Annotated in this window: 15 protein-coding genes; 2 read left to right on the plus strand and 13 right to left on the minus strand. The window is 29.0% G+C overall.

Features of this window, described 5'->3' with window-relative positions; genetic code table 11:
* Positions 1-100: 100 nt before the first annotated feature.
* The 6 genes from ACYUEX_RS07080 to ACYUEX_RS07105 form a co-directional block, all read right to left on the minus strand.
* The gene (locus ACYUEX_RS07080; RefSeq protein WP_460287282.1) at positions 101-1300 is read right to left on the minus strand and encodes a MerR family transcriptional regulator; all 1200 of its coding nucleotides are present in this window, start codon (positions 1298-1300) and stop codon (positions 101-103) included.
* Positions 1301-1656: 356 nt separating this feature from the next.
* On the minus strand, positions 1657-4338 hold the full coding sequence (locus tag ACYUEX_RS07085; RefSeq protein ID WP_460287284.1) for an FAD-dependent oxidoreductase: 2682 nt from the start codon (positions 4336-4338) through the stop codon (positions 1657-1659).
* 168 nt (positions 4339-4506) lie between these two features.
* On the minus strand, positions 4507-5346 hold the full coding sequence (locus ACYUEX_RS07090) for a hypothetical protein (protein ID WP_460287286.1): 840 nt from the start codon (positions 5344-5346) through the stop codon (positions 4507-4509).
* A 352-nt stretch (positions 5347-5698) separates the two neighbouring features.
* Entirely contained in the window at positions 5699-7045 is a 1347-nt protein-coding gene (locus ACYUEX_RS07095; protein ID WP_460287288.1) for an APC family permease, read from the minus strand.
* Between the two features lie 73 nt (positions 7046-7118).
* Positions 7119-8372 (minus strand): YeeE/YedE family protein, encoded by a 1254-nt coding sequence (locus ACYUEX_RS07100; protein WP_460287290.1) that lies wholly within the window; start codon positions 8370-8372, stop codon positions 7119-7121.
* An 84-nt stretch (positions 8373-8456) separates the two neighbouring features.
* Entirely contained in the window at positions 8457-10157 is a 1701-nt protein-coding gene (locus ACYUEX_RS07105; protein ID WP_460287292.1) for an FAD-dependent oxidoreductase, read from the minus strand.
* A 209-nt stretch (positions 10158-10366) separates the two neighbouring features.
* Between ACYUEX_RS07105 and ACYUEX_RS07110 the strand changes: the two genes are divergently transcribed.
* On the plus strand, positions 10367-11260 hold the full coding sequence (locus ACYUEX_RS07110) for a LysR family transcriptional regulator (protein WP_460287294.1): 894 nt from the start codon (positions 10367-10369) through the stop codon (positions 11258-11260).
* A gap of 437 nt (positions 11261-11697) precedes the next feature.
* Here the strand turns inward: ACYUEX_RS07110 and ACYUEX_RS07115 are convergent, their stop codons facing one another.
* Positions 11698-12441, minus strand: coding sequence for a hypothetical protein (locus tag ACYUEX_RS07115; RefSeq protein ID WP_460287296.1), 744 nt, complete (start codon positions 12439-12441; stop codon positions 11698-11700).
* The gene (locus ACYUEX_RS07120; protein WP_460287298.1) at positions 12438-12986 is read right to left on the minus strand and encodes a sigma-70 family RNA polymerase sigma factor; all 549 of its coding nucleotides are present in this window, start codon (positions 12984-12986) and stop codon (positions 12438-12440) included. The genes ACYUEX_RS07115 and ACYUEX_RS07120 overlap by 4 nt, the downstream gene beginning before the upstream one ends.
* A gap of 395 nt (positions 12987-13381) precedes the next feature.
* On the opposite strand from ACYUEX_RS07120, the gene ACYUEX_RS07125 reads away from it, so the two are divergent.
* Positions 13382-14140, plus strand: a complete 759-nt coding sequence (locus ACYUEX_RS07125) for a polysaccharide deacetylase family protein (protein WP_460287300.1) — start codon at positions 13382-13384, stop codon at positions 14138-14140.
* Between the two features lie 143 nt (positions 14141-14283).
* Here ACYUEX_RS07125 and ACYUEX_RS07130 read toward each other — a convergent pair whose 3' ends face one another.
* The 5 genes from ACYUEX_RS07130 to ACYUEX_RS07150 all read right to left on the minus strand — a co-directional run bounded on the left by ACYUEX_RS07130 (position 14284) and on the right by ACYUEX_RS07150 (position 16994).
* Complete coding sequence (locus ACYUEX_RS07130) at positions 14284-14457, minus strand: hypothetical protein (RefSeq protein ID WP_460287302.1); 174 nt, start codon at positions 14455-14457, stop codon at positions 14284-14286.
* Between the two features lie 496 nt (positions 14458-14953).
* Complete coding sequence (locus tag ACYUEX_RS07135; protein WP_460287304.1) at positions 14954-15268, minus strand: hypothetical protein; 315 nt, start codon at positions 15266-15268, stop codon at positions 14954-14956.
* Between the two features lie 96 nt (positions 15269-15364).
* On the minus strand, positions 15365-15871 hold the full coding sequence (locus ACYUEX_RS07140; protein ID WP_460287307.1) for an HIT family protein: 507 nt from the start codon (positions 15869-15871) through the stop codon (positions 15365-15367).
* Between the two features lie 175 nt (positions 15872-16046).
* Positions 16047-16295 (minus strand): hypothetical protein, encoded by a 249-nt coding sequence (locus ACYUEX_RS07145; protein ID WP_460287308.1) that lies wholly within the window; start codon positions 16293-16295, stop codon positions 16047-16049.
* A 69-nt stretch (positions 16296-16364) separates the two neighbouring features.
* Complete coding sequence (locus tag ACYUEX_RS07150; RefSeq protein ID WP_460287309.1) at positions 16365-16994, minus strand: hypothetical protein; 630 nt, start codon at positions 16992-16994, stop codon at positions 16365-16367.
* Positions 16995-17218: the final 224 nt, after the last annotated feature.

Genomic DNA, 17218 nt, shown 5'->3' on the forward strand with positions numbered 1-17218 from the left:
TTAAAATCTCTCCTTTGCAATTAGTCACACTTTAATAAATAATGTAGTATTTTTTTCTTTATTAATAATGACTCATTATTTTTATAATCCTTTTTTAAATCTATTTTTTTCCTTTGAAATATCCTGTATGCTTTGATATGTATATATACCCATTGTCAAAACACTCTTTCTCTAGTAATTTGTCTAACTTCATCAACTTATTTTCACTTATTTTTTTAACTATATCGCTTTCCATAGAAAGCATATATTGAAATAATGCTTCTTTTTCTGTTATTTTTAAATTATCTATATATAGATTGCACTCTATGTCTTTAAAAAACTTTGATAAGATACCTAACCCATTTTCAATTTGAAATTTCTTTGTTAAATTAAAACTTTCAGCTTCTAATATCTCCTTATCAACCATTGATAAAAATTCTCTCATTTCCTTCATATGATTTTCACCAACAGTAGATATAAAAATGTATCCATCCTTTTTTAGAACTCTTTGCATTTCGCTTAGTGCTTTATCCATGTCATTTAAGTGATATAGCATATGGTTCGCTATAACTATATCAAAAGTCTCCTCTTCATAAGAAATATTTTCAGCATCTTCAACCTTAAAATGAAATCTATCTAAATTTGCCTTTAAATTTAATTTAGCATCTTCAACCATACCTTCTGAAAAATCAGTAATATGTATCTCCCATTCTTTAGGTATCTTTTCATAATTCTTAGCCCACAAGCTGCCATCACCACAACCTAGCTCTAAAACCTTGCAATTTGTCTCTAAAGGTAGTTGCTTAAAAAACCACTCCATCCAACCTTCCTTATTAGTGCTGAACTTATCATGAATATTTATCCTTGCCTTTAAATTAGAAGCATCTATATACTGCTTCATCCACTTATTATCTTTATTTATCAAATTGATAATGTTAATAAACTTATCCCAATTCAAATTTTTATCTGTATCAATCATTTTCAAAGCCTCATCAATAGCCTGAATAACATTCAATTCGTGATTTATTTTTTCCTTAATAATTTTCTTTTGTATCTTTAATGACTTTTCAAAATCATTTTCCTTTACTTCCTCTTTCATAACATCTTTAATTTCATCTAGGGATAACCCAATAAATTTTAAAGTTAAGATTTTTTGAAGTTTAGGAAAATCATTCTTACTATAAAGTCTATATCCCGACTCATTATGAAAAGAAGGCTTTAAAAGATCAATCTTATCATAATATCTCAAAGTCCTAAGAGTAACTCCTGCCTTCTTACTAAATTCACCAATAGTAAATTGTTTCTTTAAATTATCTTTCATAAAAAAATCCTCTCAAAAGAAAATAAATTTTATTTAGTAACGTCACACCTATATATTACTCCATGACGTAAGGTCAAGGTCAATAGTTTTTAATTTAAGATTATCTTCTGTCGCAAAAATTTCTTCATCATTATTAAATTATAAAATAAAAAAACTATGAGGGTTTATCCCATCAGTCGTGTAAATTATAATGTTTTATTTTCCTGGTATTCATATAAACCTTATGGCAAAGAAAAAAAGCACACATTCAACTAAGATTGTGTACTTTTCTATTAATAAAATTTATTTAGTTCTTTGCTTTGTTAGACATTTTTGTTGATATGAGAGTTGTGTAATCACATATGAGCAAGTTTTTATTATTTAAAAAATTTCCTTACTTTTCTAACTGTGATTCTACATTTACGTTTAATCATACTTTTAATAACTATAGGCTTAAGTTTTTTTAGTTCTACACCTTCCTCATCATATTTTCTCACAAGTGATATGGCTCCAAACTTACATCTAATTGTACATGCTCCGCAGCCTATGCACATGTATTCGTCTCTAACTGTAGCTCCACAGCCAAGACAACGTTCTGTTTCTTTTTTCATTTGCTCTTCTGTGAAAGTATGGCGTAAATCCTTGAATGTTTCTTTTGATTTCTTACCATCTACATGGAGTGCTCTTTGTCTAGGCATACGATCATAGTTTGCAAAAATTAAGTTTTCTTTGTCTAGTGCATGATAAGCTCTCCTATCACGTCCATTAACTAAGCTTTGACCTGGATGAACATACCGATGAATTGAAATAGCTGCTTCTTTACCCATGGCAATGGCATCTATTGCAAAGCTTGGGCCTGTCATTGCATCTCCACCTGCAAATATATCTTTTTCTCTAGTTTGCAATGTAAATGAATCTGCCTTTATTGTCTTATTTGGGTTTAATTCTACCTGACTTCCCTCTAAAAGATTCCCCCACCCTATTCCTTGTCCAACAGAAATTAATATATGGCTTGCCTTAACAATCTTAACTTCCTTTTCATCAAACTTTGGATTGAATCTTTTATTTTCATCAAAAACAGAAATACATTTCTTAAACTCAATTCCAACTACCTTACCATTTTCAGTTAGAATTCTCTTTGGTCCCCAAGAATTATTTATTTCAATATCCTCAGCTAAAGCTTCATCTATTTCTTCATCTAAAGCAGGCATTTCTTTTCTTGATTCAAGACAGAACATAGAAGTTTTAGCTGCACCAACTCTTGCACCAGTTCTTGCAACGTCAATTGCAACATTACCACCACCGATTACAACAACTTCTCCATCTAAATTAATTTCATTTCCTAAGTTAACTTCACGTAAGAAATCAACTCCAGTCATAACACCTTCTGCCTCTTCTCCTTCTATACCAAGGTTTCTTCCTGCTTGTGCACCTATTGCAATATAGAAGGCTTTATATCCTTCATCTCTTAAGTATTTAAGACTTATATCTTTGCCAACCTCAACACCAGTTTTGAATTCTACGCCTAATTCTCTTAAAATATCTATTTCAGCATTTATTACATCCTTTTCTAATCTATAAGATGGAATACCTAGTGTTAGCATACCACCAAGTACTTTTTGCTTTTCAAATACAGTTACCTTGTATCCATCAATAGCTAAGTAATATGCACAAGATAAACCTGAAGGTCCTGCTCCAACAATAGCTATCTTTTTACCATATTCATGTCTTTTATTTGGCACATAACGATGTTCCATATTTAAATCTTGTTCTGCTATGAATTTTTTAATTTCATCTACAGCAACAGGTTCATCAATATCACCTCTTGTGCAAGCAGATTCACATTTTCGTGGGCAAATACGTCCACATACTGCTGGAAATGGATTTTCATTTTTTATAAGTTCAAGTGCTTCTTTATATTTTCCTTGAGAAGCAAGCTTTATATATCCTTGAACAGCTATATGTGCTGGACAATTGGTTTTACAAGGACTTGTACCAGTTTTAACTACATTTTCTCTGTTAGTTCTGTAATCAACATTCCATTTATCTGGTCCCCATTCAGTATTTGATGGGAACTCTTCTCTTTTTTCTTCAATAATTGGTGTTTTAGTACATAATTTTTGTCCTAATTTTAAAGCATTAACAGGACATACCTTAACACATTCTCCACAAGCAACACATTTGTCTTTATCTATTTGTGATATATAATTTGAACGAACAAAATCATTGTGTAAGAACATTCCTGCATTTCTAGTAGCTAAGCAAGAACAACCACAGCAGTTACAGATTGCATGAGTTTTTCCTGAACCATCTGTATTTGGTATTTGATGCATAAGCCCATTTTCTTCTGCTCTTCTTATGATATCAAAAGCTTCTTCACGGGTAATCTTACGTCCTCTACCTGTACGTATATAGTATTCAGCAGCATCTCCAAGCTGGATACACATGTCTTCTTTTAAATGCCCACAACCTTCACCCATGGCTTCTCTTGCTGTACGACAAGAACAGTCTGAAACTGAGAAAACAGTATTTTCATTTAGATATTTAGAAATTTCCTCATAAGATGCTCTTCTTGTTTCTCCTTCAATAGCCTTTTCTATAGGTATAACACGCATAGGCCCCTTTCCTACTGGAAAAATACCTGCTGCCATAGGTGCTTTTCTTTTCCCGTATTCATCAAATGCCTGACCTATTTGAGTAAAGTTATTAATATCTTCTTTGTGTGGATGATTAACTATAAGTTCCATATGTCCAGGAACCCAAATTTCAAGCCAATATTTATCAACCCCATCTTTGTTACCTACTAGACAGGCACCTGAAACAGCTAATTCCCATAAAATTTTAGATGTTTCTTCTATAGATTTACCACAAAGTGATGCTACTTCTTCTGCACTTTGCGGTTTACGAAATTCAAGATAAAGTGCTACTTCTGCCATTTTTTCTGTAACAACAGGCTCTAGGGCTTTATACTCTGGATGATTCTCTGTAATCTCTGATTTTGAACCACGTTTTGTCTTAGCAATCTTATTAGCAAGCTCTAGTACTTTTTCCTTTGCCATATTTGTTCTTTAGCGAGAGAAGGTATTAATGAAACTCTCACTAAATCTATCCCCCTTACATTTTATATTTTTTATTGTTTTATTTAAATAAATATTACTTCACAGGTTATAGGAATACTTGTCCTTATTTTTATAATCCCTAACTTTATATATTATTTAGAATAATGCCTATACTGCTTTAATTTTACCTCTGCTGAAGCTTTGTTCAGCCTTGCCTGTGTGCAGTTGCCATATATACCAGAAAACATAAGGAATTATTAGTATAGCGTTAACTATTCCCCATACATATAACACATCTGCATTCATCCATGTTGATGCATCCATTACAGCTGGAAATAAGTTAGGGAAACAAGCTCTAATTAGCACATGAGCTGATAATGTATAAATACGAGCAGCTATATAAAGTTCAGGTTTCCTTTTAATAATTGGATATACTTCTGCTGCCATTAATATGCATATAGAGCTTGCAAAATATTTGCCAGTTTCACCATATACAAAGCATAAATTCCAAGTTGTATATAGAAAATTCCAAGCTACAGTAGTATAAGCTATAAACATACTCTTATCTTCAGCACTTAATTTGAAGAATTTCCTTCCATTTGGGAATGGAATAGTAACACATAATAATAAGCCACAAAGTGCATTAGCATAGTTTCCTAAAGCAACATCTTTTAGTGTAGCTTCAGCAATATTTAAGAATAATACTAAATATACAAACCAAACTATCCAATCCTTCCTCATGAGATCCCAAAATTTACCTTGATATTGTTCTTGATCAGCTAAACGGAAGAATCCACCTATTGCAAGTGGAAGTATAGCACTAAATGTTTTTGCCCAACGGAACCAGCCATTTACACCTCCCATAAGCCAAATTGGAAAAGTACATAATGCTGCAACCCAAAAAACAGCTGAAAACTTATAGTGGTTCTTCATGAATTCAATCATGAAGAGAAGAAAAATAAAATAAATTGCCATTGAAAGTACATAATGCCAAACAGGAATATTCATAATATAAATCCCCTCCCTCAAATTAGTATTAGAAATTATTCCCAATACTAATATAATATTACATAAAATCAACATAAATATCTAGTGTTTTAATCGTTTTCTTATTAAAATTTTCTATTTATTCCAATTTATCATAAATATAGCTAATACATTCTCATATCTACAATTATTTTAAATTTACTTAAACTAAAGCAAAAATTTTATGATGAGTTTATAAATAAAGTCAAGTACCACCAGCTAAGCTGGTGGTACTTGACTATTTAAAATTATTTTTTCAACTAAATAACATTTTCCAATTATATGGTTATTAACTGTTCCTAGGTCAGCCAATTAACCTATATGCACTATACTTTTAAATACTTCCATTATCCACTTCACATCTGGAAGTAGTATTAACTAATAAATAGAAACCTAAACCAAGAGCACTCCAAACTAAAAGAGCAATTATTGATTCTTTTCCAAGTCCTGCTGGTGACATTGGTAGTAGTAATAATAAAATAAATACTATACTAACAACTACACCTAAAACTGAGAAAATTTTTCCACTTATGTTTTTGCATTTTCTGTAAGCAATTAGTGATACATAGAAATATGCAATAGATGCGCCTAAAGAAGACATGTCAACTATCCAACTAATAACCTCTCTCCCAAACCATGGTGCAATCAAGCTAACAATTACTATGAAAATAATTGAGTTCTTAAAAACTCCATTACTATTTAATTTCCCCATAGATTCTGGAAGCATATTATATTGAGCAATTGAACCAAGTAGTTTTGAACCGCATATCATAAATCCATTTATTCCACTCCATACAGCTGCACATAATGCAATTACTAACATAATAAATGCTCCTTTACCTAAAGTACTTATAACAGCGCTTCCTGCTGCCCATTCCAAATTAGCAACTTCGCTTGGTGCGTATGCTAAAGCAGTTATTATATTTAATATATTATATATCATTGCTCCCATAATTAATGAAATTACTGCTATTAAAGATGCTTTTCTATTTGAGAAATTAAATTCTTTACATAGTTGTGGTATTGCATCAAAACCTACAAAAGCAAATGGAGTTATAGCAAAAACTTTAGCAATCTCACCCAAATCAAATTTATAGCTACTTATATATACCTCATTAAATTTAGCTCTATCTCCTTTTAAAATCATTCCAACGAAAACAATAAATACCATAGAAATTAATGCTATTATTATTATATTTTGCACCTTACTAGTCTCCTTTAATCCCTTTATATTTGAATAAGCAAATACAAGGATTATAAAGCTAGATGCAAGAATATCACCTATATAAATATCAAATCCGGCAACGCTATAAAGGTATCCAAATTCTAATACACCACCAAAAATTTTCTTAATAACTAGTGGAAATGCAGTTGCATTTAATGGAATCATTGTAAAATAGGCTAATGTAAGAAACCATCCAACAATAAACCCGTGTTTTTCCCCTAAATTATTATATGTAAAGGAAAACTCTCCTCCTTCTTCATTTTGACTATCCATCATCACTACATAATTTTTTTCAATTATGATAATGCATAAAGCACCAAAAGCAAGACCAAATAAAGTATTTATAACGCCTGCTTCTTTTAAAAATTTAGTTCCTGGTAACATGAAAGAACCCCATCCAATTATTCCACCAAGAACAATAGAAAATATGTTAAATTTACTTAAATTACTCTTCATAATTTAACCTCTCTTTTTCTAAATAAAAAACTATGTAATATATTCTACATAGTTTTTTAAATCATAAAAATTATTATATTGATATATCACACTTTTTAACAAATTTAATTCCTATTAAACCACCTATAACCATAGCTACTAGGAAAGTCCATCCAGATAATGATAAATTAGATATACCTCCAAGCAATGCTCCAGCATTACATCCACCAGCTAATCTTGCACCATATCCCATCATAAGACCAGCAATTATATATGAAACAATATCTTTTAATTTATATCTAAAGTTAAACTTACATTTAGCTGCAAGTAGCATACAAATAAAGGCACCTATAATTATTCCAATATTTCTTAATGATCCTGGGTCATTTAAAAGTCCCTTATTAACTATTTTAACTGCACCATTTAAAGCTTCTACATTAGTAAAGTTTATACCAACTAAACTTAATAACCAAATTCCCCACTCTACAAATGTACTAGTAACTCCCCAGCTCTTATTTGTAGTAACTAAAATGAATATGAATAAAATTGCCATCCAAATAGCTCCAGTCATAAATGACCATCTCTTTACAAAGAAAGAATGATAAGTTTCTTTACTAAAGAATTTATAATCTTTTTGTTTTTCGATTTCCTTTTCCCAATCTGCATAATTCTCTTCTCTATATGTACCTTCAGCTTTTCTCTTACTTTCATATTTATTAACGAAAATATATATTAATAAAAATAAGAATAAAGATACTAATATTGAACCTAAATATCCAAAATGATCTGGTAAATACACAGTAATTGCCTTTTCATATAAAAATGTTTTTTCTAAGCTTGCTAAATGCCAAACACCAAAAACGCTACCTATACAAAAAAACGGTAAAACTATTATTGCTCTTCCAGCGCCTTCTCCAATGTCTGTTAAAGTTCCAGATGCACAACATCCAGCCGCAATCATTCCAATACCAAATAGTAATCCACCAATAAATAACCCTAAAGTTGCTGGTTTTACACTTTGTGATCCTGGCACTATGCTAGCACCTTGTGCAGCTCTGAAAGCTATTTCTCCACCTTTTATACTTGATGCATAATGTATACCAGCTGTTACTATAACTGTTATTGAAAATAAAACAAGTAAAGCCTTAACAAAATCTGCATTTCCCATCATTACTGGCTTTCTAACTCCACCAGCAAAACCGAATCTTGATCTTTGAAGAGAATATCCTATCATTAATCCAGTAATTAGGAATAAAGCTAGTTTGCTATCTACTTGCCCTTTAAAATATGCAAACCCTAAAGTTATTAATACTAACGAAAACCCTATATATATCTGATTCTTCTTCATAAGCTCCTCCAAAATAGTTAAATATTTTATTATTTATTAATTATTAGAAAGTTCTTCATAAAGAACTTTCTAATAATTTTCATACTAGTTAAAGTTATATTCTGTAACTATTGGTTCTCTATCTAATACTTTGTCATTGTAATACTCATAGAAAGATATTCCCATAAATCCACCAGCAACATTAAATACATTATCATATCCTAAGTGTTGTAATGCTAAGGCTGCATTGTAACTTCTTTGAGCACTTCTACAATGTAAGTAAACTGGTCTATCTTTTGGTATTTCACTTAATCTATCTCTTATTTCACTTAAAGGAATATTTTTAGCATCCTTTATATGACCTTGCGCATACTCGTTAACTTCTCTAACGTCAACAATAAATGCTCCTTGTTCTACTAACTCTCTAACTTGTCCAACATATACTTGCTTGAAAGTTCCTTCTAATAAGTTTGATGCTACTAATGCTGCATGGTTAACAACATCTTTAGCTGTTCCAAATGGAGGTGCATAACAAAGTTCTAAATCTTTTAAGTCCTCAATTGTTCCACCAACTTTAATTAAAGTAGCTATTATATCAACTCTCTTATCCACTGCACCTCTACCTATAGCTTGTGCACCTAAGATTCTTCCTGTTGGAACTTCGAAGATAAGCTTAAAGTGTAATGGTTCACTTCCTGGCATTAATCCAACCTTATCTTGTGGAATTACTCTAACTACTTCATATTTAGTATTCATATTTGTAGCTGTTATTAATCCTTCTGTTAAACCTGTAGATGCTCCATTAAAATCAAATACTTGAATACAAGAAGATCCTATATATCCTGAATTTCTAACTTGTCTTCTGTGAATATGATCTGCAACATGTCTTGCTTGTTTTTGAGCAGGGCCTGCTAATGGTAATTTAGTTATTTGGTTTGTTAATGCATGGAATACTTCTACAGCATCACCAACAGCATAGATATCTTTATCGTTAGTTAAATAGTTTTGGTCAACCTTTATGCCACCAGTTTCACCTATTTCTAATCCAGCTTCTTTTACTAAGTCTGTTTCTGGAGCTACCCCTATTGCCATAACTACAGCGTCTGCTTTTATAGTTTTTCCAGATTCTAATACAATAGTATCTTTCTTAAAAGAGCTTACTTTATCTCCAACTATTAAATTTATTCCATTATCATACATAGCCTTATGTAAAACTTGAACCATATCATAATCAAATGGTCTCATTATTTGATCCATTGCTTCTATTAATGTTACTTCATATCCAGCTTCTTTTAAGTTTTCAGCAGTTTCTACACCTATGAATCCTCCACCTATTACAGAAACTTTTTTGCATCTATTATCTTTAATAAAGTTATTTAATTTAGCTATATCTACAACATTTCTTATTGTGAATACATTAACATCTTCAATTCCTTTTATTGGAGGAACTATAGCCTTTGCCCCTGGTGAAAGTATTAGCTTGTCATAGCTTTCAGTGTATTCTTCTCCAGATACAACATTTCTTACTTTAACTTCTTTTTTATCTCTATATATTGCTACAACTTCTGTATAAACTCTAGCATCAATTCTATATTGGCTAAAGAATTTATCTGGTCTCATTAAAACTAAATCTTCACTATCTTCTACTTGTCCGCTTAAATGATATGGTAAACAACAATTTGAAAATGATACGTGAGGACCTCTTTCAAACATTATTATTTGGTTACTTTCATCTAGTCTTCTAAGTCTTGCTGCTGCTGAAGCTCCACCAGCAACTCCACCAACAATAACTATTTTTTTACCCATTTCTTTATCTCTCCCTTAATTAAATTTATTATTTTTGTTAATTTTTTATCATAGTTTAACTATATCATACTTTTTTCCTGTTGCATTATGCGAAAATATCATGCTAAATAACATTATGTTATACATAAATTTACTTTATTTGCTATATTTCGATACTTGGTGTATATTTAAACTATTATGTTTATTAACTAACTTATGAGGTGGAACAAATGAATTTGACGTATTTAAGGGCATTTTATACTACTATACAATGTAATAGCATTTCAAAGGCAGCTATAGAACTACATCTAACCCAACCAGGATTAAGTAGACAATTAAAAAGTTTAGAAAGAGAAATTGGAGAAGTTCTATTAGATAGAAGCAATAAAGGTGTGGAATTAACAGATGCTGGTAAGATATTATATGAATCTGCAAGTAGTATGCTTGCTTTAGAAGATAATATAATGAAAAATTTAGAAGAATTGAGGATTAAAAATAATAAATTATATTTTTTATGTTGCCATAGCATAGGACAAAGTATCCTGCCATGTAGTATTTATACCTTTAAAGAAATTTACTTTAATATTGACATACAAATGGAACTAGAAAATCATACTAAAATATTGGAAGATTTACTTACACATAGCGTTAATTTAGCTATAATTCAAAATATAGAATTGCCAAGTAATCTAAATACAATAAATATTATATCAGATGATCTTATATTAGTATCAGGTAATATGTCAGCTCCTGATTCTATTTCGCTGGAAGAATTGCCTTCTTATCCAATTATTTTAAAAAATAAATATTCAGGAATTTATAAAACCTTAAATAATGAACTATCTAAACATTCCATTAACATAGATAATTTAAATATTCTTCTTCTATTAAATTCAATTGAATCAATAAAAGCTAGTGTTATAGGAAATAGAACCTTATCTTTTCTCCCTGAAGCATCTGTACGTCATGAATTAAGAAGAGGTACTTTAAAAAAGATTACTATTGATAATTTAAAAATGCCTATTGATTATTGTATGGCTTATAGAAAAAATTATCATCTTACAAGTAACGAACAAAAGCTTGCTAAATTTCTAACTTCGAAAAAGAGATGTTTCTGTTATTAAAGATTTCTTTTTCTAAAGTTTATAACGTATACAGTCATTTAAAATACTATTATTTAATATAAAAAGTGGATACAAAATTACTGCATCCACCTTTATTTTCTTATAATTTCTTCATTAAAATCTATTTTTATGAATTATCTTTATTTATCAACTTAGCATTCACAGAAACTCATTAAAGTCCGTGGTTAAGCTTTTTCTATTGATTTCTCCCCAAGTTTTTTTTATAAAACACTTGATATTTCTATAGAAATTGAAGCATCTCTTTTCTTATTCACTCAATTAACTTTTGCATTTAATATATATAATGATTAGTACTAGAACTATCAGGTAATTTACATTTAATAATGTATCCCATTATTGCAATAGTTCCAGCAAATTTTAAAATAGAATTATAAGTTTATGCTAATAAAGATCATTTGAAACCATATACAATATTATTAGAAAATCAACCATACCATATACAATATTATTAGCAATGTAAGCATAAAAATAAAATACCAATAGTACTTAAATATCTTATTCCTATGATAAATATTATTTGATACACCAAGAGATACTAAAGAATTTTTTAGATTATTCAATGATTCAAGATTATTTTTTTTCATTACTAAATTTATGCCTCTAGGAAAAGTATCATTAGTAGATTTAATATCTATCTTCAAGTATTCACAAGTTATATTCCAGTACAAATTAATAGTTTTCTTAAAGGTGACATTTTTAATTTCCTCAATAGGGATTTCATAGCTTTTAACCATCTTAAAAATATAGTTAAAATAATAAATAATTAAATGAGTCTTTGTTATATAAATTTGACAATAATGAAGCATATCGCTCCAAAGAGGTGACCAACTTACTACAAAGTCTCCAGGAGAACCAAAGTATTTAATAATTAGATTTTCATCACTTGGAGAATATTTTTTATCAAAAGCTGGAATAATGAGTTTTTCAAATACTTTAGCATATTTTAAACCATGAATTGTGAAGTCTCTTTCTTTTCCTAAGCTATCATAGACAGAAATAATATTTTTAAATGAGTAATCAATGTCTAGGTCTTTACTATTCTCAATACACATAGATAGATGAAAAGTAATAGTTGCTTTAATTTTATTTATTTGCTCTTGGCTTAAAGATACATCAGGTAGACTATTTTCATCTATATCAATTAATTCATAATCTTTCATTCTTCGCCCTCCAAATCATACATATATTTTTTTAATTTATTTCTCATCCTCAAGACTCTTAAATTAATGGCGTTTTCTGTGAGATTTAATTTCTCAACAATTTCTTTTGAGTTTTTGTTTTCTAGAAATCTACTTTTAAAAATCTTTTTATCTACATCATTTAAGCTTTCCATAAACTTCGTTGCAACTGTTAATTCTTCCTTTGTTATTAATGAGTCCTCTATATTATCTGTACATTTAGTCAAATTTTCATCTAATACAGTGGAAGTATTATGCTTTTTTTCTTTTCTCATTAAGTCTATAGATGAATATTTTGTAATTGAAGCTACCCACTTTTTAAAAACTGTTGAATCATACTTATAACCATCTATTCCTTTCCATATCTTTAACAAAACATCATTTACACATTCTTCGCTTAACTCTAAAGAATTAGAGTATAGATAAGCAATTTTATATATATAATTCCCATATTCTTCAATGACGAAAGTTAGTGCTTCTTCATTTTTATTTTTTAATTCACTAATGAAATTAGATTGATCAATCATATAATCCTCCTTCCTTACGAAAAATTTATCGTATTCATTAATTAAGTCGCATATAATAAGAAAATATTTCATTATTTTTCTAATATTTTTAAAATAAACAAAATAATATATACTTTTAAAAATATTAATAGACTTAATATTTTATCTTTTATAAATTGTAATCTCAATTTGTTTCGCGACTTAATCTTAACGCAGAAAGTAATTCTATGGATTTTTTTATTTAGTTCAATTTGATTTTACAACTAGCCATTACCTATTTCATTTTGTAACTCTTCATATCATCAACTATCATTACTTTTACTATGTATAGAAAATTCTTATCAATATATGGAAGGTATAATTACAATAGTTATGATAAAAATACTAATATGTTTAAAAATAAGGAGGGGTATATTTTGAGAAATATATTAAGTAAGTTTAGTAAAACTTTATTCCTTACTTCAATTATCATAATAGGATTTAACTTTTTAAAAACTACTTCTTGTTATAGTAGTAAAGAAATATTAGTTGATACACCTTCCGATATTTCTTCTAATAGAAAGGTTGTATATTTGACCTTTGATGACGGACCTAGTAAAAATACTCCAAAGATTTTAGATATATTAAAAGAAAATAATATTAAAGCAACCTTTTTTATTATTCATCCTTATATAGAAAGTCATAATGCAATTGTTCAACGTATTTATGATGAAGGCCATGCTCTAGGTAATCATACATATAATCATGAATTCAAATATGTTTATACATCTGAAGAAGCATTTTTTAAAGATTTTAACAAGCAACAAGATTTTATAAAATCAATAACAGGAAGTCCAAGCACTGCCTTTAGATTTCCTGGTGGATCAAAAAATACTATAGTTAGAAGTGCTCGTGGAAAAGATTTTACTAAAAATATAATTATTAAATTAGAAGAACAAGGTATACATTGTTATGATTGGAATGTAGACTCTGGAGATGCTCATGGTAATAATATATCTTCAGGTACACTATGTAATAATGTTCTAAAAGAGATTAAAGATAAAGATGGCAATCTAAAAAATCCAGCAATTGTACTTATGCATGATTGTATGACTAAGAAAACCACCGTTCAAGCATTGCCAGGAATAATTAAAATTTTTAAAGACAATGGCTATGAATTTGATATTCTAGAATAAAATATAGAAATTTTAAAGTATGCCCTTAAGGCTGTCCATTACAATTTTTTTGGACATTTATGGCATACTTTTTTTCCTAACGATGAATCATTAATTAAGATTCTATATTTAGCTACTATTGATATAACAAAATCATTTATTTTTTATTTGCTATCTTTTTTGTCCATTTCACTTAAAATAATATCTATTTTTTTATTTAACTCTTTATTTTTATTAATAAAACTTTTAATACCTTTTATGGCTTTATATAATAATATTATTATGGCAATTAATAGAGTCAAATTAATAATAGTGGCAATAATAATGCTAATTTCCATTCAAAATACTCCTTTATATATTATTTTCAATAACTACTAAGAAGACTTAAAAATATTGTGCTAACCCATAAGTATATAAGAGTTATACAACAAATAAATATACTCTTACTAGTATCTTTTCCATCTCTAACTTTATGTAAAATAGACACTATATTATTTACTAGAAGTATCATACATATACTGCCTCCTAATAATATTAAGGCAACCATTTTAAATTTTCCATTATAAAACATTAACTTATTAATAATCAATAAATTGTAATTACTTATTAATCATTTATTCTTATATTGGCATAATTTACAAATTAATACCAATAATCCTTATATATATTTATAATTAAAACCAAAGAGCATAAGCATTTTCATTATGAAATTTAGGATAAAATCATAGATCAAAAAGTCAGCTAAACTGCTAACCTTTCTTTATCACAATATGAGTTAATCCTTTTTGCATTATGAATTAATTATTTCAACATTGTAAACTGGAATTTGACATCCTACTTTGCTGTTCTGCCACGATATACAATCAGAGTAATTGCATTTAATATAATGGTAATAACAATAAGAACTGATGCCACAAACACTAAAGAATTCGTTATATCCATGAGAGCAGTCCAATCCCAAATATTAACCAGATGATTAGTATAAAGGATCTGGAAAAATAGCGAAATAGCACAAGCACTCAGGCTTATGGTTGAAAGAACACCCCAATTTCTATTGTCATTCTTTTTGTATCGCATAAGATTAACAACAGGAAGTATCCAAGAAATTAAACCAAGCACAAAACTGGCAGGATTAAGTAAAGTAATCATAATATTCTCCTTTTATATAAATTTTTATTTGTACACTAGGTTCTCGATAAATTCCTAATTTATATTGTAAAGTAATTAAGTTTACTATTACGCAATCTATAGTATACTTCCTTTTAGTCTATCCCTATAAAGTTCTACTGTTTCATGATAATCCATAATAATTCCTTCTTCTCTGGCAAAGTTTCCAAAGCCTATGGTCTCTCCTTTTAATCGAGGAAAAAGTTGAAAATGTAAATGTTTTCTTTTACCATCACATATTGTACACATATATACTTTTTCTGCACCTATAATTTCTTTATGAAGTTTAATTATTGCATCTGATACTTTTAATATATGTACCCCTAATTCAAGAGGCATTTCAGAAATGTCTTCATAATGTTCTTTTGCTACAATAATTGTATGTCCAGTTGCTCTTGGATATTTTTCAAATTGACATCGCACCTTTTCATCCTCATAAAAAATTAAGCCATCATCAGGGAATATATCTCCTGTACTGAAGTTATGACATGAGAAACATATGCCCTTTTCTTGCAACTCTTTTATCTTTTTAAATCTTTTATTCAGTGCTTTTTTTTCCTCTTCAGACAATTGCTTAACGTACAATTTACTCACTCCTGTTCATAGCATTAATAAACTCATTTCAATACTATAATAACATTATTTACAAATATATTCCAATAATCCCTTTATATAGTCTGAAAGTTGCATTAAAACTAAACCCGATGTTTTCTAAACATAAATACTCTCTTTTTTATAAGCTCCAATAACTCCATCTAAACTAAGTTCTTTTATTTATTCCTGTCTCACTACTTAAGTTAGTTACAGCCTTTCCCATATCTCCCATAGACACTTCTGTTTCATCTGCAACTGTACTAATCTTTGCTAATCCTGATTCTAAATCCATAGAAAATTTAGTAAGCATTGTCCCTGCATTAACTAAAGGCACAGTAAATGTCTTAGTCATCATATTTCCTACACTGATCATAGCTCCACCCAATGCTTGTACTCTTCTCCCTGCATTTATCATATATTCGCCTCCTTTTGTTAATTTAAGATATTAAAAAAAGAACCACATAAGTGATTCTTTAATCTAGCTTTATCTATTAATTTTTAATTTATATTCTTTGTTTTCCATTCTTGGGAAAGATACATATACATAATCAGTATTATCTTCATTTAACTCCCATATATATTTTTGCTTTACCTTTTCACCTTTATAAACTCTCTGATATTCATTTGAATGTTCATTTTCATATGCTGAACTAGAGCTATCGAGAATATAATTATCATCATCTTTAACTTTTAAAGCATCTACTCCTACTTGACAAAAACCTTCATCAATTTTCTTCCCGCTTGGATCCTCTTCTCTTCCATTAAAAGATATATTATTGACTTCCCAAACTATTTGCACAAATGACTTAGGATTCCCCTGTCTAGGTGCTATGTAATTAGCTTCCAAGACTCTAAATTCATATTCTCCTAATTCACTTTTGACAATAAATACTTCTCCCTCAGAAAGATAATTAGCTGATTCTTCTGTTATCTCCTTTTCCTGCTTATTATTTGTTTGTAAACTTGCTATTAATTCGTCTTTTTCTTTAACTTCCTCTTTTAAAGATGTAATTTCACTTTCTAAATCTTTAATTTTAGATTCAGACGTATTACTATTACATCCAACTAAAGTAATAATTGAAATAATAGTTAAACTTAATATAAATTTCTTCATAATCATACCCCTATAATACATGATAAATATATTATACACCATATTAACAATTATTTCCTATTCATATTTTTTCAAATTTTCTTGCATCTCTTTTACTAAAGTTAAATAAGCAACTGCTTGCCCTGCACCATACTCTCCCCCCTTGTATGATGTAGTTATAACATTTAATAGAAAACTTATATTATTCTAACGAATATTACATCACATCATTATTTTATTATTCT

This window comes from Clostridium sp. CTA-7 (assembly GCF_054768095.1).